The 18013-nt window shown below is 58.8% G+C and carries 15 protein-coding genes; 5 read left to right on the top strand and 10 right to left on the bottom strand.

Annotated elements, in window-relative coordinates; genetic code table 11:
- Nucleotides 1-218 precede the first annotated feature (218 nt).
- The 5 genes from mnmE to rpmH form a co-directional block, all read right to left on the bottom strand.
- On the bottom strand, nt 219-1589 hold the full coding sequence (gene mnmE, locus CAF80_RS10215) for a tRNA uridine-5-carboxymethylaminomethyl(34) synthesis GTPase MnmE (RefSeq protein ID WP_039764968.1): 1371 nt from the start codon (nt 1587-1589) through the stop codon (nt 219-221).
- An 81-nt stretch (nt 1590-1670) separates the two neighbouring features.
- Nucleotides 1671-3353, bottom strand: coding sequence for a membrane protein insertase YidC (gene yidC / locus CAF80_RS10210; RefSeq protein WP_074689782.1), 1683 nt, complete (start codon nt 3351-3353; stop codon nt 1671-1673).
- Nucleotides 3354-3355: 2 nt separating this feature from the next.
- The gene (yidD, locus tag CAF80_RS10205) at nt 3356-3601 is read right to left on the bottom strand and encodes a membrane protein insertion efficiency factor YidD (protein ID WP_010465488.1); all 246 of its coding nucleotides are present in this window, start codon (nt 3599-3601) and stop codon (nt 3356-3358) included.
- A complete protein-coding gene (rnpA, locus tag CAF80_RS10200; protein WP_039765426.1) occupies nt 3594-3995 on the bottom strand; it encodes a ribonuclease P protein component in 402 nt (133 codons plus the stop codon). The genes yidD and rnpA overlap by 8 nt, the downstream gene beginning before the upstream one ends.
- Nucleotides 3996-4011: 16 nt before the next feature.
- A complete protein-coding gene (gene rpmH / locus CAF80_RS10195) occupies nt 4012-4146 on the bottom strand; it encodes a 50S ribosomal protein L34 (protein WP_003213577.1) in 135 nt (44 codons plus the stop codon).
- A 568-nt stretch (nt 4147-4714) separates the two neighbouring features.
- Between rpmH and dnaA the strand changes: the two genes are divergently transcribed.
- From dnaA to gyrB, 4 genes are read left to right on the top strand one after another with little or no spacing between them, the layout of a single operon-like run.
- The gene (dnaA, locus tag CAF80_RS10190; RefSeq protein WP_039764962.1) at nt 4715-6238 is read left to right on the top strand and encodes a chromosomal replication initiator protein DnaA; all 1524 of its coding nucleotides are present in this window, start codon (nt 4715-4717) and stop codon (nt 6236-6238) included.
- Nucleotides 6239-6277: 39 nt separating this feature from the next.
- The gene (gene dnaN, locus CAF80_RS10185; protein WP_011331733.1) at nt 6278-7381 is read left to right on the top strand and encodes a DNA polymerase III subunit beta; all 1104 of its coding nucleotides are present in this window, start codon (nt 6278-6280) and stop codon (nt 7379-7381) included.
- Nucleotides 7382-7395: 14 nt separating this feature from the next.
- Nucleotides 7396-8499, top strand: a complete 1104-nt coding sequence (recF, locus tag CAF80_RS10180; RefSeq protein WP_003220208.1) for a DNA replication/repair protein RecF — start codon at nt 7396-7398, stop codon at nt 8497-8499.
- Nucleotides 8500-8504: 5 nt separating this feature from the next.
- Nucleotides 8505-10922, top strand: coding sequence for a DNA topoisomerase (ATP-hydrolyzing) subunit B (gene gyrB, locus CAF80_RS10175; protein WP_011331734.1), 2418 nt, complete (start codon nt 8505-8507; stop codon nt 10920-10922).
- A 62-nt stretch (nt 10923-10984) separates the two neighbouring features.
- Here the strand turns inward: gyrB and CAF80_RS10170 are convergent, their stop codons facing one another.
- Entirely contained in the window at nt 10985-11701 is a 717-nt protein-coding gene (locus CAF80_RS10170) for a response regulator transcription factor (protein WP_085667304.1), read from the bottom strand.
- A 166-nt stretch (nt 11702-11867) separates the two neighbouring features.
- Here CAF80_RS10170 and CAF80_RS10165 point away from each other — a divergent pair, with 166 nt between their 5' ends.
- The gene (locus CAF80_RS10165; RefSeq protein WP_085667303.1) at nt 11868-13409 is read left to right on the top strand and encodes a HAMP domain-containing sensor histidine kinase; all 1542 of its coding nucleotides are present in this window, start codon (nt 11868-11870) and stop codon (nt 13407-13409) included.
- Between the two features lie 157 nt (nt 13410-13566).
- Here the strand turns inward: CAF80_RS10165 and CAF80_RS10160 are convergent, their stop codons facing one another.
- The 4 genes from CAF80_RS10160 to glyQ all read right to left on the bottom strand — a co-directional run bounded on the left by CAF80_RS10160 (nt 13567) and on the right by glyQ (nt 17977).
- Nucleotides 13567-14346 (bottom strand): 1-acyl-sn-glycerol-3-phosphate acyltransferase, encoded by a 780-nt coding sequence (locus tag CAF80_RS10160; protein WP_085667302.1) that lies wholly within the window; start codon nt 14344-14346, stop codon nt 13567-13569.
- 82 nt (nt 14347-14428) lie between these two features.
- Nucleotides 14429-14968 (bottom strand): D-glycero-beta-D-manno-heptose 1,7-bisphosphate 7-phosphatase, encoded by a 540-nt coding sequence (gene gmhB, locus CAF80_RS10155; protein ID WP_170928282.1) that lies wholly within the window; start codon nt 14966-14968, stop codon nt 14429-14431.
- Between the two features lie 4 nt (nt 14969-14972).
- Complete coding sequence (gene glyS / locus CAF80_RS10150; RefSeq protein WP_064592404.1) at nt 14973-17027, bottom strand: glycine--tRNA ligase subunit beta; 2055 nt, start codon at nt 17025-17027, stop codon at nt 14973-14975.
- The gene (glyQ, locus tag CAF80_RS10145; protein WP_003187265.1) at nt 17024-17977 is read right to left on the bottom strand and encodes a glycine--tRNA ligase subunit alpha; all 954 of its coding nucleotides are present in this window, start codon (nt 17975-17977) and stop codon (nt 17024-17026) included. The genes glyS and glyQ overlap by 4 nt, the downstream gene beginning before the upstream one ends.
- Nucleotides 17978-18013 lie beyond the last annotated feature (36 nt).

Below are 18013 nucleotides of genomic sequence, written 5' to 3'. Positions count from 1 at the left end.
CACAGAGGTAGTTATGTTCAGCTTTCAGGTCCTGTTATCAACTGCCCTCAGTGGCAGTTATTCACAGGGCTTAATCCACAGAAATCGGGTGAATGAAGGAATCGCGGACACAGAAAATCCGCTCAGGAACAGGAATCTGTCCGGCACTGGAGGAAGGAAATACGAGGGAGGGAGAACAGACAGGTCGCAAACGGACCTGTCTGTGGACAACGGAAGGCTTATTTACCGATGCAGAAGCTGGAAAAGATCCGTCCCAGCAGATCATCCGAGCTGAACGCTCCGGTGATTTCCCCAAGGGACTGCTGGGCCTGACGCAGGTCTTCGGCCAGCAGTTCACCAGCACCCGCCAACGTCAGCTGGGCACGTCCATGTTCCAGGGCATCACTGGCATGACGCAAGGCTTCCAGGTGCCGGCGTCGTGCGCTGAAGCTGCTTTCCGAAGTTTGCTCGTAACCCATGCAGGCTTTGAGGTGATCACGCAGCAGATCCAGACCTTCTCCCGCAGATTTGGCGCTCAGGCTGATCGTCACATGGCCATCGTCACTGACTTCCAGGGCAATGGCTTCGCCAGTCAGATCGGCTTTGTTGCGGATCAATGTGACCTTCGCCGGATCCGGCCGGGTTTCGAGGAATTCCGGCCACAAGGCGAACGGATCGGCGGCCTCTGGCGCAGTGGCGTCGACTACCAGCAGCACTCGGTCAGCCTCGCCAATGGCTTTCAATGCTCGTTCAACGCCGATTTTTTCCACATGGTCATCGGTATCGCGCAGACCGGCGGTGTCCACAACGTGCAGCGGCATGCCGTCGATGTGGATATGTTCGCGCAAGATATCCCGAGTGGTGCCGGCGATTTCGGTCACGATCGCGGCTTCACGACCGGCCAGCGCATTCAGCAGGCTGGATTTACCGGCATTCGGACGACCGGCGATCACCACGGTCATACCGTCCCGCAGCAACGCGCCCTGCCCGGCTTCGCGCAATACGGTGGATAACTCGTTACGAACCTTGTCGAGCATGCTCAGCACGTGGCCATCGGCGAGAAAATCGATTTCTTCTTCCGGGAAGTCGATAGCCGCTTCTACATAGATCCGCAGGCCGATCAGCTGTTCGGTGAGGTTATGCACACGTTGGGAAAATGCACCTTGCAAGGAGCGCAAGGCGTTGCGCGCGGCCTGTGCAGAACTGGCTTCGATCAGGTCGGCGATGGCCTCGGCCTGAGCAAGGTCGAGTTTGTCATTGAGGAAGGCGCGTTCGCTGAATTCTCCGGGACGGGCCAGACGGCAGCCCAGTTCCAGACAACGCTTGAGCAACATGTCGAGGACGATCGGGCCACCGTGGCCCTGCAGTTCCAGTACATCTTCGCCGGTGAACGAGTTCGGCCCGGGGAAATACAGCGCCAGACCTTCATCCAGCACCTGTTGGTCGTCACTGAAGAACGGGCCGTAGTGGGCAAACCGTGGTTTCAGTTCACGGCCGCTGATGGCTTTGGCCGCAACACTGGCCAGCGGCCCGGAAATTCGAACGATGCCCACGCCGCCACGGCCCTGGGCGGTAGCGACGGCTGCGATGGTTTCACGAGGTGCGCTCATAAACCGGTATCCAGACAAAAATGGCAGATAGCAAAACGCCCCACTAGGGGGCGTTTTGAGTGGTGTTATCCACAGAGTAAGTTACGCCTCGGCTTTTTTCGTCGCCGCTTCGATCTTACGCGTGATGTACCACTGTTGGGCAATCGACAGGCAGTTGTTCACAACCCAGTACAGCACCAGACCCGCCGGGAACCACAGGAAGAAGAAGGTGAAGATGATTGGCATCATTTTCATCACCTTGGCCTGCATCGGATCCGGAGGTGTTGGGTTCAGACGCTGCTGGATGAACATGGTCGCGCCCATGATGATCGGCAGGATGAAGAACGGATCCTTGATCGACAGGTCGGTAATCCACAGCATGAACGGCGCCTGGCGCATTTCCACGCTTTCCAGCAGAACCCAGTACAGGGAAAGGAAAACCGGCATCTGCACCAGGATCGGCAAGCAGCCACCCAGCGGATTGATCTTCTCTTTCTTGTACAGCTCCATCATGGCTTGCGACATTTTCTGCCGGTCATCGCCATGTTGCTCTTTCAGTGCAGCCAGTTTCGGAGCCACGGCGCGCATGCGGGCCATCGACTTGTAGCTGGCGGCCGACAGAGGGAAGAAAATCCCTTTGATCAGCATGGTCAGGAAGATGATCGACCAGCCCCAGTTGCCGACGATGCTGTGGATATGTTGCAGCAGCCAGAAGATTGGCTGGGCAATGAACCACAGAATGCCGTAGTCGACAGTCAGTTCCAGACCTGGGGACAACTCTTTCAGCACCGCCTGGCTTTTCGGACCGGCGTAAAGAACAGCGCTGGTCTCGACTTTCGCACCCGGTGCAGCGGTCAGCGAAGGACCGGTGTAACCGATGATGTAGTTGCCTTTGCTGTCTTTACGGGTCTGGACGATGTTGTTTTCGCCCTTCGGAGCAACCCATGCAGTCACGAAGTAGTGTTGCAGCCAGGCTACCCAACCACCGGTGACGGTTTCCTTGAGCTGAGCTTTGTCCATGTCCTTCATGGACACTTTCTTGTACGGCTCGGAACTTGTCCACAGGGCGGCGCCCAGGTACGTCGCGGTACCGGTTGCAGTTGTGGACGAAGGATCGGCGCTGGCATCGCGTTTCAGCTGGGCGAACATCGAACCGGACCAGGGCTGAGCGCTCTGGTTGTCGATCAGATAGGTCACGGTCACGTCATACAGGCCACGTTTCAGAGTGAAACGCTTGATGTAATTGACGCCGTCCTTGCTGAATTTCAGGTCGACGACCAGTTGGTCCTGACCGTCAGCCAGTTGATAAGTCTTCTTCTCCGAGGAGTAGATCGGACGACCGGCCGGGTTTGCATCCGGACCGTTGGTGCCAATCAGACCGCTCTGTGCCAGATAAGTACGTTCACCACCGTTGTCGAACAGCTGGAACGGAACGTCCGGACGATCCTGACGACGTGGATACAGCGGCAAGGTCAGCTGGGCAACATCACCGCCTTGTGGATCGATCGCGAGATCGAGCACGTCGGTCTTGATCTGGATCAGATCCTTGCTGACGGCGACCGGCGTTTCGGCAGGTGCGCTGGTATCACTTGCGGCGCGCGGAATATCGTCACTGGCAGCAGCATTATTGCCAGTGGCGGTGTCCGGCAAACCGGATGTAGTCGTACTGGAAGCAACATTCTGAGTCGGCAGGGCAGCCTGGCCATAGTCCTGGTTCCATTTAAGGACCATGACATAGGACACGATTGCCAGGGCGACGATCAGGATCGTGCGTTTGATATCCATGATTACTCGGCCATCGAAGAAGAACGGGAGGTAGGGATAGGTGGAACCGGGTCATAACCACCGGGATTCCACGGATGACAGCGACCTAAACGACGAAAGGTCAGCCAGCCACCGCGCAGAAGGCCATGATTTTCGATGGCTTCATACGCGTAGCAAGAACAACTGGGGTAGAAACGACAGTGACTGGCCATCAGGGGACTAATAGCGTAGCGATAAAACTGGATCGGAACGAGTGCCAGTTTACGCATCTGGACTGTCTACCCCTACAGTTTCGGTTTTGACTGCTGGTGCCGGCTTGTTGCGTGCCAGACGTTTCCAGAGTTTGCCGAAATGCTGAATCAATTCGGGGTTTTCTACGTCACCCAAACCTTTGCGCGCGACGATAACGATGTCCCAGCCGACCAGTGAATCCTGGTGCAGGCGAAACGATTCGCGCATCAGACGTTTGAGGCGATTGCGCTCGACGGAGAGTTTTACACTCTTTTTCCCGATAACCAGTCCGAGACGGGGGTGATCGAGATCGTTGTTGCGCGCAAGGAGCAGGAGATTTTTCCCCGGAACCTTGCCGGTAGGGGAGTCAAAGACTGCCTTGAAATGCCGGGGAGTAAGCAGACGCTTTTCCCGACTGAAGTCCTGACTCACCTCCAGTGCCGGATTATCAAACTGCCAGACGTGCGCGGCCTTTGGCGCGACGACGCGACAGTACGGCACGACCGTTCTTGGTAGCCATGCGAGCACGGAAACCGTGGGTACGAGCGCGTTTGATAGTGCTTGGTTGGAAAGTACGTTTCATGTCGTGTTACCTGGTTCGTCCACAACGGGCCGGAATGGCCCCCGTTTTAAGAGACCGGGGATTCTAGAGAAAGCAAGCCAATAGGTCAATTTCCAACCAACGTTTCCTTATAAATAGATCTTCGGAGCTGTCAGGACCTGATTACTCGGTTTGCCAGAGATAAAAATAAAGAAGGGAATTATTTAAAGCTTTTCTGTAAAGCTTGTAAAAGCTAGGAACACCACTGTCTGTGGATAACTGGCTCAAGGCCTTGTTTCAAGCGATGTACAGAGAATGACAACTACAGTGGAAAACCGTGTTCAGCCTGTGCTGTGCTGTCGGATAACCTGTGTGTGGAATGGGTGGTTATCCACAGGATGGTTATCCACCGAGTTTCGCCCCCAGTTGTCCAGTGTGCTCAGATAGGGTTATCCACAGAGCTTATGCACACACCGTCGGTCGCCTTTTTCTCGTTTAACGCATTGATAAATCATGTCCACCGGGCAACCTGCATGTGGATAAGTGGACGACTGGCCGCTACAATGGCCGCTTGTTTTTGCCTCACCGGCTTTCAACTTAGGGGATATCCGTGTCAGTGGAACTTTGGCAGCAGTGCGTGGAGCTTTTGCGCGAAGAGCTGCCTGCCCAACAATTCAACACCTGGATCCGTCCACTACAGGTCGAAGCCGAAGGCGACGAGTTGCGCGTCTACGCACCGAACCGTTTTGTTCTGGACTGGGTCAACGAAAAGTACCTGGGGCGCGTCCTTGAACTGCTGGATGAGCATGGCAACGGTCTGGCACCGTCGCTTTCCTTATTAATAGGCAGCAAACGCAGTTCGGCACCGCGTGCCGCACCGAATGCGCCATTGGCCGCTGCGCAAGTGTCCCAGGCTCAGACCAATGCCGCGCCGGCAAGCGCGCCAGCGCCAGCTCCCACGCCTGCACCGACCAAGCGTTCGACGCAGAAAACCGAAGAAATCAGTGAAGAGCCGTCCCGCGACAGCTTCGATCCGATGGCCGGTGCCGCTTCGCAACAAGCCCCGGTTCGCGCCGAACAGCGCACCGTGCAAGTCGAAGGCGCGCTCAAACACACCAGCTACCTGAATCGCACCTTCACCTTCGAAAACTTCGTCGAAGGTAAATCCAACCAGCTCGCCCGTGCGGCGGCCTGGCAAGTGGCAGACAATCCCAAGCACGGCTACAACCCGCTCTTCCTTTATGGTGGCGTGGGTCTGGGTAAGACGCACTTGATGCACGCGGTGGGCAACCATCTATTAAAGAAGAACCCGAATGCCAAGGTTGTATACCTGCATTCCGAGCGTTTCGTGGCCGACATGGTCAAGGCGCTGCAGCTGAACGCGATCAACGAGTTCAAGCGTTTCTACCGTTCGGTGGACGCCCTGTTGATCGACGACATTCAGTTCTTCGCCCGCAAGGAACGTTCCCAGGAAGAGTTTTTCCACACCTTCAACGCCCTGCTTGAAGGTGGCCAGCAGGTCATCCTCACCAGTGATCGCTACCCGAAAGAAATCGAAGGCCTTGAAGAGCGCCTCAAATCCCGCTTCGGCTGGGGCCTGACGGTTGCCGTCGAGCCGCCGGAGCTGGAAACCCGCGTCGCCATCTTGATGAAGAAGGCCGACCAGGCCAAAGTCGAGTTGCCACACGATGCGGCGTTCTTCATTGCCCAGCGCATTCGCTCCAACGTCCGTGAGCTGGAAGGCGCGCTGAAACGCGTGATCGCCCACTCGCACTTCATGGGCCGCGACATCACCATCGAGTTGATTCGCGAATCCCTGAAAGACCTGTTGGCGCTGCAGGACAAACTGGTCTCTGTGGATAACATTCAGCGCACCGTCGCCGAGTACTACAAGATCAAGATCTCCGACTTGCTGTCCAAGCGCCGTTCGCGTTCGGTCGCTCGTCCGCGTCAGGTGGCCATGGCATTGTCCAAGGAACTGACCAACCACAGCCTGCCGGAAATCGGCGATGTGTTTGGCGGTCGCGACCACACGACCGTGTTGCACGCCTGCCGCAAGATCAATGAACTTAAGGAATCCGACGCGGACATCCGCGAGGACTACAAGAACCTGCTGCGTACACTGACCACTTGATGAACACCAGCGCAGCTTATTAAGGCAAGGGACTAGACCATGCATTTCACCATTCAACGCGAAGCCCTGTTGAAACCCCTGCAACTGGTCGCAGGCGTCGTCGAGCGCCGACAGACCTTGCCGGTACTGTCCAACGTGCTGCTGGTTGTCGATGGCCAGCAACTGTCGCTGACCGGTACCGACCTGGAAGTCGAGCTGGTCGGTCGCGTGCAACTCGAGGAGCCGGCTGAAACGGGTTCCATCACCGTGCCTGCGCGCAAGCTGATGGACATCTGCAAGAGCCTGCCAAACGATGCGCTGATCGACATCAAGGTCGACGAGCAGAAGCTGGTGGTGAAAGCCGGCCGTAGCCGTTTCACCCTGTCGACCCTGCCGGCCAACGACTTCCCGACTGTGGAAGAAGGCCCGGGTTCGCTGACCACCAGCCTGGAACAGAGCAAGCTGCGTCGTCTGATCGAACGCACCAGTTTCGCCATGGCCCAGCAAGACGTGCGTTATTACCTCAACGGCATGTTGCTGGAAGTGTCGACCGGTGTGATCCGTGCCGTGGCCACCGACGGTCACCGTCTGGCCATGTGCTCGATGCAGGCCGACATCGGCCAGCAGGATCGCCATCAGGTGATTGTGCCTCGTAAAGGTATTCTCGAACTGGCACGTCTGCTCACCGAGCCTGATGGCAATGTCAGCATCGTGCTGGGCCAGCACCACATCCGCGCGACCACCGGCGAATTCACCTTCACCTCCAAGCTGGTCGACGGCAAGTTCCCGGACTACGAGCGTGTTCTGCCGAAAGGCGGCGACAAGTTGGTACTGGGCGATCGTCAGGCGCTGCGTGAAGCGTTCAGCCGTACCGCGATTCTGTCCAACGAGAAGTACCGCGGTATCCGTCTGCAACTGGCCAGCGGTCAGTTGAAGATCCAGGCCAACAACCCGGAGCAGGAAGAAGCGGAAGAAGAAGTAGGCGTGGAATACAACGGCGGCTCTCTGGAAATCGGCTTCAACGTCAGCTATCTGCTCGACGTGCTGGGCGTGATGACCACCGAGCAGGTTCGTCTGATCCTGTCCGACTCCAACAGCAGTGCGCTGGTGCAAGAGTCCGACAACGACGATTCGGCTTACGTTGTCATGCCGATGCGTCTGTAATCAGCTGACTCTGGATGTCGTTAAGTCGCGTTTCGGTCACCGCGGTGCGCAATCTGCACCCGGTGACCTTCTCCCCCTCCCCCCGAATCAACATTCTTTACGGCGCCAACGGCAGCGGCAAAACCAGTGTTCTGGAAGCCATTCACCTGCTGGGGCTTGCCCGTTCGTTTCGTAGCACGCGGCTGTTGCCGGTCATCCAGTATGAGCAACTCGCCTGCACCGTATTCGGTCAGGTTGAACTTGCCGAGGGTGGCCATAGTGCATTGGGGATATCTCGCGATCGTCAGGGCGAGTTCCAGATTCGCATTGACGGTCAGAATGCACGCAGTGCTGCGCAACTGGCGGAGATTCTGCCGCTGCAGTTGATCAACCCCGACAGCTTTCGCCTGCTGGAGGGTGCGCCGAAGATTCGCCGGCAGTTCCTCGATTGGGGCGTATTCCACGTCGAGCCACGGTTCATGGCCACCTGGCAGCGTTTGCAGAAGGCCTTGCGCCAGAGAAACTCCTGGCTGCGGCATGGTACACTTGACGCCGTTTCGCAAGCGGTTTGGGACAGGGAACTGTGCCAGGCCAGCGCTGAAATCGATGAATACCGCCGCGCTTACATCAAAGCCTTGAAACCAGTCTTTGAACAAACCTTGAGCGAACTGGTTGAGCTCGAAGGTTTGACGCTCAGCTATTACCGGGGCTGGGACAAAGACCGGGAATTGAGCGCCGTACTTGCCGGATCCGTGCAACGGGACCAGCAAATGGGTCATACCCAGGCCGGTCCACAACGGGCTGACTTGCGTCTTAGATTGGGCGCACACAACGCCGCGGACATCTTGTCCCGGGGTCAGCAGAAGTTGGTGGTCTGTGCGTTGCGGATTGCCCAGGGGCATCTGGTGAGCCAGGCCCGACGCGGCCAGTGTATTTATCTGGTGGATGACTTGCCGTCCGAACTGGACGAGAGCCACCGTCGCGCGCTGTGCCGCTTGCTGGAAGACTTACGCTGCCAGGTTTTTATCACCTGTGTAGATCACGAATTATTGAGGGAAGGCTGGCAGACGGAAACGCCAGTCGCTCTGTTCCACGTGGAACAGGGCCGTATCACCCAGACCCACGACCATCGGGAGTGAAGGCATTGAGCGAAGAAAATACGTACGACTCATCGAGCATTAAAGTGCTGAAAGGCCTGGATGCCGTGCGCAAACGTCCCGGTATGTACATTGGTGACACCGACGATGGCAGCGGTCTGCACCACATGGTGTTCGAGGTGGTCGACAACTCGATCGACGAAGCCCTCGCCGGCCATTGCGACGACATCAGCATCATCATCCACCCGGATGAGTCCATCACCGTTAAAGACAACGGCCGTGGCATCCCGGTAGACGTGCACAAAGAGGAAGGCGTTTCCGCCGCCGAGGTCATCATGACTGTCCTCCACGCCGGCGGTAAGTTCGACGACAACTCCTACAAGGTATCCGGCGGTCTGCACGGTGTAGGTGTTTCGGTTGTGAACGCGCTGTCCGAAGAACTGGTCCTGACCGTTCGCCGCAGCGGCAAGATCTGGGAACAGACCTACGTCCACGGCGTACCTCAGGCACCGATGGCGATCGTTGGCGACAGCGAAACCACCGGCACCCAGATTCACTTCAAGGCTTCCAGCGAAACCTTCAAGAATATTCATTTCAGCTGGGACATCCTGGCCAAGCGCATTCGTGAACTGTCCTTCCTCAACTCTGGTGTCGGTATCGTCCTCAAGGACGAACGCAGCGGCAAGGAAGAGCTGTTCAAATACGAAGGCGGCCTGCGTGCGTTCGTTGAATACCTGAACACCAACAAGACTGCGGTCAACCAGGTGTTCCACTTCAACATCCAGCGTGAAGACGGCATCGGCGTGGAAATCGCCCTGCAGTGGAACGACAGCTTCAACGAGAACCTCTTGTGCTTCACCAACAACATTCCACAGCGCGACGGCGGTACCCACCTGGTGGGCTTCCGTTCCGCACTGACGCGTAACCTGAACAACTACATTGAGCAGGAAGGTCTGGCGAAGAAGCACAAAGTCGCCACCACCGGTGACGATGCCCGTGAAGGCCTGACCGCGATCATCTCGGTAAAGGTGCCGGATCCTAAGTTCAGCTCCCAGACCAAAGACAAGCTGGTGTCTTCCGAAGTGAAGACCGCGGTCGAACAGGAAATGGGCAAGTACTTCTCCGACTTCCTGCTGGAAAACCCGAACGAAGCCAAACTGGTTGTCGGCAAGATGATCGACGCCGCCCGTGCCCGTGAAGCCGCGCGCAAGGCTCGTGAGATGACCCGCCGCAAAGGCGCGCTGGACATCGCCGGCCTGCCGGGCAAGCTCGCTGACTGCCAGGAAAAAGACCCGGCGCTGTCCGAACTGTACCTTGTGGAAGGTGACTCCGCGGGCGGCTCTGCCAAGCAGGGACGCAACCGGAAGACCCAGGCCATCCTGCCGCTGAAGGGCAAGATCCTCAACGTCGAGAAAGCTCGTTTCGACAAGATGATCTCGTCCCAGGAAGTGGGCACCCTGATTACCGCGCTGGGCTGCGGTATCGGTCGCGAAGAGTACAACATCGACAAGCTGCGCTATCACAACATCATCATCATGACCGATGCTGACGTCGACGGTTCGCACATCCGTACCCTGCTGCTGACCTTCTTCTTCCGTCAGTTGCCGGAGCTGATTGAGCGCGGCTACATCTACATCGCCCAGCCGCCGCTGTACAAGGTCAAGAAAGGCAAGCAAGAGCAATACATCAAAGACGACGACGCCATGGAAGAGTACATGACGCAGTCGGCCCTGGAAGATGCGAGCCTGCACCTGAACGAAGACGCCCCGGGTATTTCCGGTGAAGCGCTGGAACGTCTGGTGAACGACTTCCGCATGGTGATGAAGACCCTCAAGCGTCTGTCGCGCCTGTACCCGCAGGAGCTGACCGAGCACTTCATCTATCTGCCGGCCGTCAGCCTGGAAATGCTCGGCGACCACGCGAAGATGCAGGACTGGCTGGCCCAGTACGAAGTCCGTCTGCGCACCGTCGAGAAGTCGGGCCTGGTCTACAAGGCCAGCCTGCGTGAAGACCGCGAGCGTGGCGTGTGGCTGCCAGAGGTCGAACTGATCTCCCACGGCCTGTCGAACTACGTCACCTTCAACCGCGATTTCTTCGGCAGCAACGACTACAAGACCGTCGTCACCCTCGGCGCTCAACTGAGCACCCTGCTCGACGAAGGCGCGTACATCCAGCGTGGCGAGCGCAAGAAAGCGGTCACCGAGTTCAAGGAGGCCCTGGACTGGCTGATGGCCGAAAGCACCAAGCGCCACACCATCCAGCGATACAAAGGTCTGGGTGAAATGAACCCGGATCAGCTTTGGGAAACCACCATGGACCCAAGCGTGCGCCGCATGCTGAAAGTCACCATCGAAGACGCCATTGGCGCAGACCAGATCTTCAACACCCTGATGGGTGATGCGGTCGAACCTCGCCGTGACTTCATCGAGAGCAATGCTCTGGCGGTGTCCAACCTGGATTTCTGATCCCGGTCAGCACCAACGAAAAGGCCAACGCACCAGCGTTGGCCTTTTTTATTGCCTGCGATTCACTCCCCCGCTGCCACACTCTCCAACCGATACCCATACCCATAAATCGTCAGCAACTGCCAACCCCGATCCGCCGTCAGCCCGAGCTTGTTGCGCAGGCGATAGATATGCGTGTCCAGCGGTCGCGAGGTGGACATCTCTTCGTGGGGCCAGAATCGTTCGTACAGGTAATCCCGTGACAGTGGTCGGCCGAGGTTGCTGAACAGGCAATGGGCGAGACGATACTCGCGCTCGGTCATGACGATCGGTTTTCCATCGCGGGTGACGGTCAGTTCGGCGTCGTCGAACACCAGATCGTTGAAACGCAGGACGTCGGCCGGGGTGCTGCGTTGCAGGTTGTGCCGGCGCAATACCGCCGCCACGCGGGCCTTCAGTTCATTGGGCCGAAACGGCTTGCTGACATAATCGTCGGCTCCCGCATTCAGCGCCTGAACGATATCGCTCTCGCCATCGCGGCTGGTGAGCATGATGGCCGCCGGTGGTGCTTCCATGTGTTCGCGGGTCCAGCGCAGCAGCGCCAGGCCGGTGAGGTCGGGCAATTGCCAGTCGAGGATCAGCAGGTCGAAGGTTTCCCGGCGCAACTGTCGCAGCAGGACTTCACCGCTTTCGAAGCTGTGCAGTGACCAGGGCTGCCCCCCGACCTCGGCCATTTGTTGCAGGGTCTGCTCGACCCGGCGCAGTTCGGCGGGTTCATCGTCCAGTATCGCAACGCGCATACGCGGTGATTCCTTGTCGCTCGGGCAATGGGTGCCGACCGGATCGGCTCACTCCATGCAGTGAAAGTAAGCGGCACGCCGTGGGGTGAGCCGCTATGATTCTTCGGGTCTACGTCCTCAGACCGGCCGCCTATGAAACCATTCAACCCGCCCTGCCCTGTTTCCCATGAATAACCACCGCCGACACGAAAGCCGCGTACCCAGCCAGGTTCAGCGTTTGTTCCGGCAACTGGTGCGCGAGTGGGTGTGGATAAGTCTAGTGCTGTTGCCGCTGACTGCACTGCTTTCCTGGCGTGCGCAGATCAATTTGCATGATCCGGCTCCGTTGATGGGCGCGGGACTTTCAGTTGCCTTGGTCGCGTGCGTACTTGGGTTGCTGCTGTGGCGCCCGCCCCTGGCGCTCTGGCTGACTTTGGGCGGGATGGCCTGTGTGCTGCTGACCAGTGCAGGCCTGGCTGAAATGCGGCGTTGGTGGTCACCCACGCCTGCGGTGCTGGGCATGCTGTTCGGCTATCTGATCTGGAACTGGCGACGCCTGAGTGTGGTGCTGACCTACTTCGGCTGGGAGCTGGCGCGGCTGGACAGTGAACCGAAAGTCTTTCCCGAACGGCGTCGGGCGCAGTTTCCCAGCGCCGACCGCTTGCAGGGGCAGATCATGGCGCTTGAGCAAGCCATGAGCCGCACTCGCGATACCCGCCGATTCATCGCCGACGGGCTGGAGTATCTGCCGGTCGCGACCCTGATCAGCGATCCACGGGGGCAAGTCTTGTTGGGCAATCGCAAGGCCCGGAGCCTGTTCGATCACAATCTGGTGGGCGAGGATGTGCTCGATCAACTGGCGGGCCTGGGCTATCCGGAGTTATCCACAGAGCCACACCCGCCGCTGTCCGAGCTGCCTCTGCTGGAGTTTCGTGACCACAAGGAACGTAGCCTGCGCCTGGAACGCGCCGCATTGTTGCCGGTTGATGGCGACCTGCCGATCGGCTGGCTCCTGAGTCTCACTGACCTCAGCGCCGAACGCGCCGCCGAGGAACAGCGCGGTGTGTTGCTGCGCTTCCTGTCCCATGACCTGCGCGCGCCCCATTCGGCGATTCTTGCCCTGCTCGATGTGCACCGACATCAGGCGGGAACGGATTCGCCACTGTTCGAACAGATTGAGCGCCAGGTACGCCGGGCGCTGGAACTCACCGACGGCTTCGTTCTGCTGGCCCGTGCGGAATCCGAGGCGTACCAGTTTCAACCGAGCCTGTTCGGGATGCTGGTCATGGACGTTCTGGATCAGGCGTTGCCCATCGCTCAGCAAAAACGCATCGAGCTCTTGAGCGACATGGACGAACAATCACAGGAGCGTCTGATTTTGGCCGATCAAGGCTTGTTGACCCGCGCCCTGTTCAACCTGCTGGAAAATGCGATCAAGTACAGCCCGGCTGGATCCACAGTGAATCTGCGTGTCAGTTGCGACAACGACTGGCTGCGTTGTGAACTGTCCGATCAAGGCAAAGGCATCGCTGCAGAAGAACTGCCTGACCTGTTCAGCCAGTACCGGCGGTTTTCCTCTGCGCAGGGTATCGATGGCGTGGGGCTTGGACTGTCGATGGTCAAAGCCGTGGTCGATCACCACGGCGGTCGGATCGAATGCCTGAGTGTGGTCGATCAAGGCACGACGTTCCGTCTGGAACTGCCACTGATTCCTGAAGAGCAGGCATAAAAAAACCGGCTATATCAGCCGGTTTCCTTACTTCCGAAAAAAACTTATGCACCTTTTACGGTGTTTTATCAGCTTCGGAAATATATAAGTAAATCAGTAAGTTAATTCGATAATTCGGGATTTTGCGAACAAACCGTACACAGGTTATCCACAAATCTCAGACAGCGATCTGATCGTTCGCAGCCGGTGCCTGAGGGGCCGGAGGCAGCGAGCCCATTTCTCGTTGTGTTTTCTCGTTCCACGCCTGCACCCGGTCATTCAGATCGGCGATGGCGCGCGGGCCACTACCCTCGGCGTACATCGGCTCACCGATGACCACGGTAATCACACCCTGCTTTTTACCCCAACCGATTTTCGGCCAGAACTTGCCGGCATTGTGTGCAATCGGCAGTACCGGAAGCCCCGCATTCACCGCCAATGCGCTGCCACTGCGGGAGAACTTGCCGATGGTGCCGTGGGGAACGCGAGTGCCTTCAGGGAAGATCAGCACCCAGACATTGTCCTTGAGCAGCTCGTCACCTTTCGCCGCCACCTGCTTGAGGGCGGCTTTCGGGTTGTCGCGGTCAATCGCGATCGGTCGCAGCATGGCCATGGCCCAGCCGAAGAACGGCACGTACAGCAATTCGCGCTTGAGCACCTGGCTCAAGGGCGAGAAATAAGCGGAGAGAAAGAACGTCTCCCAGGTGCTCTGGTGGTTCGATTGAATCACGCAGGGCCGGTCAGGCACGTTTTCCGCGCCTTTGACTTCGTAACTGATACCGAGGAACACCTTGGTCAACCACAAGGCGCAACGGCACCAGTACACGTTGATGAAACGATAGCGCGCCTTGAACGGCAGAAAGGGCGCGATAAAAAAGCTCAGGCTGCACCACAGCAGAGCGGTGGTACCCAGCAGCAGGTAAAAGAGGAAGATTCTGATGGCCTGCAGTATCGACATGGCGACGTTTACCGTTACGGGCAATGCCCGACTGTTCAAGCGCACTCCCGATCAATCCCTGGTCAGGAACTTCAGAAGCACTCTAGTTGTGGATAAGTTCTGCGGCAATTGCCGCGAGATCGTCAAAAATCAGGGTGCCCACCGGCAAGGTCTTGGCCTGAGTCTTTTCGCCTTTCCCGGTCTTTACCAAAACGGGCTGTGAATCGACGGCTTTGGCGGCCTCCAGGTCACCAAGGCTGTCGCCGACGAACCAGACATTCGTCAGCGCGACGTTGTAATGCTGCGCGATGGTTCTCAACATCCCCGGTTTCGGCTTGCGGCAGTCGCAACCCTCGTCCGGCCCATGCGGGCAATACACGATCAACCCGACTTCTCCGCCCTGCTCCGCCACCAGTTCGCGCAGACGCGCGTGCATGGCATCGAGGGTGGCGAGGTCGTAGTAGCCGCGAGCAATGCCCGACTGGTTGGTGGCGACCGCCACCGTCCAGCCGGCCTTGCTCAACTGCGCAATCGCTTCGATCGAGCCGGGCAGCGGAATCCACTCTTCCACCGACTTGATGTAAGCGTCGGAGTCGTAATTGATCACTCCGTCCCGATCGAGAATCAGCAGTTTCAACAGCAATCCCTCAACCCAGCAGCGAAATGTCGGCAACGCCCAGGAACAGGCCCCGCAGACGCGCCAGCAGCGCGTAACGGTTGGCCCGCACATTGGCGTCGTCGGCATTGACCATCACCGCGTCGAAGAACGCATCCACCGGCTCGCGCAGTGCAGCCAGACGTGCCAGCGATTCGTTGTACTGACGCGCCGCAGCCATTGGCTGTACAGCCTGGTCCGCTTGCTGGATCGCCGAGTACAGCGAGAACTCGTTGGCGTTGTCGAAGTATTTGGCCTGGACTTCGGTCGGCACCGAGCCTTCCACCTTGCTCAACAGGTTCGATACGCGCTTGTTCACCGCCGCCAGCGCTGCCGCTTCCGGCAGTTTGCGGAAGGCCTGAACCGCTTGCACACGCTGGTCGAAGTCCAGCGCCGAACCCGGCTTCAGGGCACGCACCGACAGGTAGGTGGCGACATCCACGCCTTCGTCTTCGTAACGCGCACGCAGACGGTCGAAGATGAACTCCAGCACCGCGTCGTTCAGGCCGGCAGCCTTGACCTTGGCACCGAAGGCATTCACGGCGAACGCCACGGCGTCGTTCAGGTCCAGATCCAGTTGTTTCTCGATCAGGATCCGCAGCACGCCCAATGCCGCACGGCGCAGGGCATACGGGTCTTTGCTCCCGGTCGGCAGCATGCCGATGCCGAAGATGCCGACCAGGGTGTCGAGCTTGTCGGCGATGGCCACGGCCGCACCGGTCAGGGTGGCAGGCAGTTCAGCGCCGGCACCGCGCGGCATGTACTGCTCGTTCAGCGCCAGGGCGACGTCTTCCGGCTCGCCGTCATTGAGGGCGTAGTAGTAACCGGCGACACCTTGCATCTCCGGGAACTCGCCGACCATTTCGGTGGCCAGGTCGCACTTCGACAGCAGGCCTGCACGGGCAGCCCACGAAGCGTTGCCGCCGATGCGTGCGGCGATGTACGCGGCCAGTTTCGACACGCGCTCGGCCTTGTCGTAGACGCTGCCGAGTTTCTCCTGGAACACCACGTTCTGCAGGCGATCGTTGAACGCTTCGAGCTTCTGCTTCTTGTCCTGCTTGAAGAAGAACTCGGCGTCGGTCAGGCGTGGGCGAACCACCTTCTCGTTACCGGCGATGATCTGCTGCGGGTCTTTGGATTCGATGTTGGCCACAGTGATGAAACGTGGCAGCAACTTGCCGTCGGCATCCAGCAGGCAGAAGTACTTCTGGTTGTCCTGCATGGTGGTGATCAGCGCTTCCTGCGGCACGTCGAGGAAGCGTTCCTCGAACGAGCACACCAGCGGCACCGGCCACTCGACCAGCGCGGTCACTTCGTCGAGCAACGCAGGAGGCACGATCGCGGTGCCTTCCTGACGGGTCGCCAGTTCTTCGGTGCGCTTGCTGATGATTTCGCGACGCTCGTTGGCATCGGCCAGCACGTAGGCGGCACGCAGGTCGGCCAGGTAGCTCGAAGGCGAACCGATGCGCACGCTTTGCGGGTGGTGGAAACGGTGGCCACGGGATTCACGGCCAGCCTTCTGCGCGAGGATCGTGCAGTCGATGACCTGATCGCCGAGCAGCATCACCAGCCACTGGGTCGGACGCACGAACTCTTCCTTGCGCGCACCCCAACGCATGCGTTTCGGGATCGGCAGGTCGTTCAGCGAGTCTTCGACGATGGTCGGCAGCAGACTTGCAGTCGGCTTGCCGGCGATGTTCTGGCTGTAGCGCAGTTTCGGACCGCTCTGGTCGATTTCGCTCAACTCGACGCCGCACTTCTTGGCAAAACCCAGTGCCGCTTGAGTCGGATTGCCTTCTGCATCGAACGCAGCCTGACGTGGCGGGCCGTCGAGGTTGATGCTGCGGTCCGGCTGCTGGGTGGCCAGCGCAGTGATCAGCACAGCCAGGCGACGCGGCGCGGCGTAAACGGTTTTGCTCTCGTAATTCAGGCCGGCAGCCTGCAGGCCCTTGTCGATACCGGCCAGGAACGCTTCGGCCAGGGTGTTCAGGGCTTTGGGTGGCAGTTCTTCGGTGCCCAGTTCAACCAGAAAATCTTGAGCACTCATTGTGCAGCCTCCAGCTTGGCCAGTACTTCGTCACGCAGGTCCGGGGTTGCCATCGGGAAGCCCAGCTTGGCGCGGGCCAGCAGGTAGGCTTGGGCGACGGAACGCGCCAGGGTGCGAACGCGCAGAATGTATTGCTGACGCGCAGTCACCGAGATCGCCCGGCGCGCATCCAGCAGATTGAAGGTGTGCGAGGCCTTCAGGACCATTTCGTAGCTTGGCAACGGCAGCGGCTGGTCGAGTTCGATCAGGCGCTTGGCTTCGCTTTCATAGAAGTCGAACAGTTCGAACAGTTTGTCGACGTTGGCGTGTTCGAAGTTGTAGGTGGACTGCTCCACTTCGTTCTGGTGGAACACGTCGCCGTAGGTCACTTTGCCGAACGGACCGTCAGCCCAGACCAGGTCGTAGACCGAATCCACGCCTTGCAGGTACATGGCCAGACGTTCGAGACCGTAGGTGATCTCGCCGGTCACCGGGTAGCACTCGATGCCGCCCGCTTGCTGGAAGTAGGTGAACTGAGTCACTTCCATGCCGTTCAGCCAGACTTCCCAGCCCAGACCCCAGGCGCCGAGGGTCGGCGATTCCCAGTTGTCTTCGACGAAGCGGATGTCGTGGACCAGCGGGTCCAGGCCGACATGCTTGAGGGAGCCCAGGTACAGTTCCTGGAAGTTGTCCGGGTTCGGCTTCAGGACCACCTGGAACTGGTAGTAGTGCTGCAGACGGTTCGGGTTTTCGCCGTAACGGCCGTCAGTCGGACGGCGGCTTGGCTGCACGTAAGCGGCGTTCCAGGTTTCCGGGCCGATGGCGCGCAGGAATGTCGCGGTGTGGAAAGTGCCGGCGCCTACTTCCATATCGTAGGGCTGAAGTACCACACAACCTTGCTCGGCCCAGTACTGCTGGAGCGCGAGGATCAAGTCTTGGAAGGTACGCACGGCTGGCGTAGGCTGGCTCACGAAATTCACCTGTTTCTTGGGCTGCGATTTAAAGAG

Origin of the sequence: Pseudomonas sp. B34(2017), assembly GCF_002112915.1 — a bacterium.
Taxonomy (GTDB): domain Bacteria; phylum Pseudomonadota; class Gammaproteobacteria; order Pseudomonadales; family Pseudomonadaceae; genus Aquipseudomonas; species Aquipseudomonas pharyngis.
The sequence above is the reverse complement of the archived record's forward strand: the minus strand, read 5'-3'. Positions and strand labels throughout refer to the sequence as shown.

Excerpts from the sequence above, each read along its gene's own strand:
- CAF80_RS10160 (WP_085667302.1), bottom strand. The coding sequence starts at position 14,346 with ATGTCGATACTGCAGGCCATCAGAATCTTCCTCTTTTACCTGCTGCTG.
- yidD (WP_010465488.1), bottom strand. The coding sequence starts at position 3,601 with ATGCGTAAACTGGCACTCGTTCCGATCCAGTTTTATCGCTACGCTATT.
- glyS (WP_064592404.1), bottom strand. The coding sequence starts at position 17,027 with ATGAGTGCTCAAGATTTTCTGGTTGAACTGGGCACCGAAGAACTGCCA.
- rpmH (WP_003213577.1), bottom strand. The coding sequence starts at position 4,146 with ATGAAACGTACTTTCCAACCAAGCACTATCAAACGCGCTCGTACCCAC.
- CAF80_RS10165 (WP_085667303.1), top strand. The coding sequence starts at position 11,868 with ATGAATAACCACCGCCGACACGAAAGCCGCGTACCCAGCCAGGTTCAG.
- CAF80_RS10170 (WP_085667304.1), bottom strand. The coding sequence starts at position 11,701 with ATGCGCGTTGCGATACTGGACGATGAACCCGCCGAACTGCGCCGGGTC.
- recF (WP_003220208.1), top strand. The coding sequence starts at position 7,396 with ATGTCGTTAAGTCGCGTTTCGGTCACCGCGGTGCGCAATCTGCACCCG.
- dnaN (WP_011331733.1), top strand. The coding sequence starts at position 6,278 with ATGCATTTCACCATTCAACGCGAAGCCCTGTTGAAACCCCTGCAACTG.
- yidC (WP_074689782.1), bottom strand. The coding sequence starts at position 3,353 with ATGGATATCAAACGCACGATCCTGATCGTCGCCCTGGCAATCGTGTCC.
- mnmE (WP_039764968.1), bottom strand. The coding sequence starts at position 1,589 with ATGAGCGCACCTCGTGAAACCATCGCAGCCGTCGCTACCGCCCAGGGC.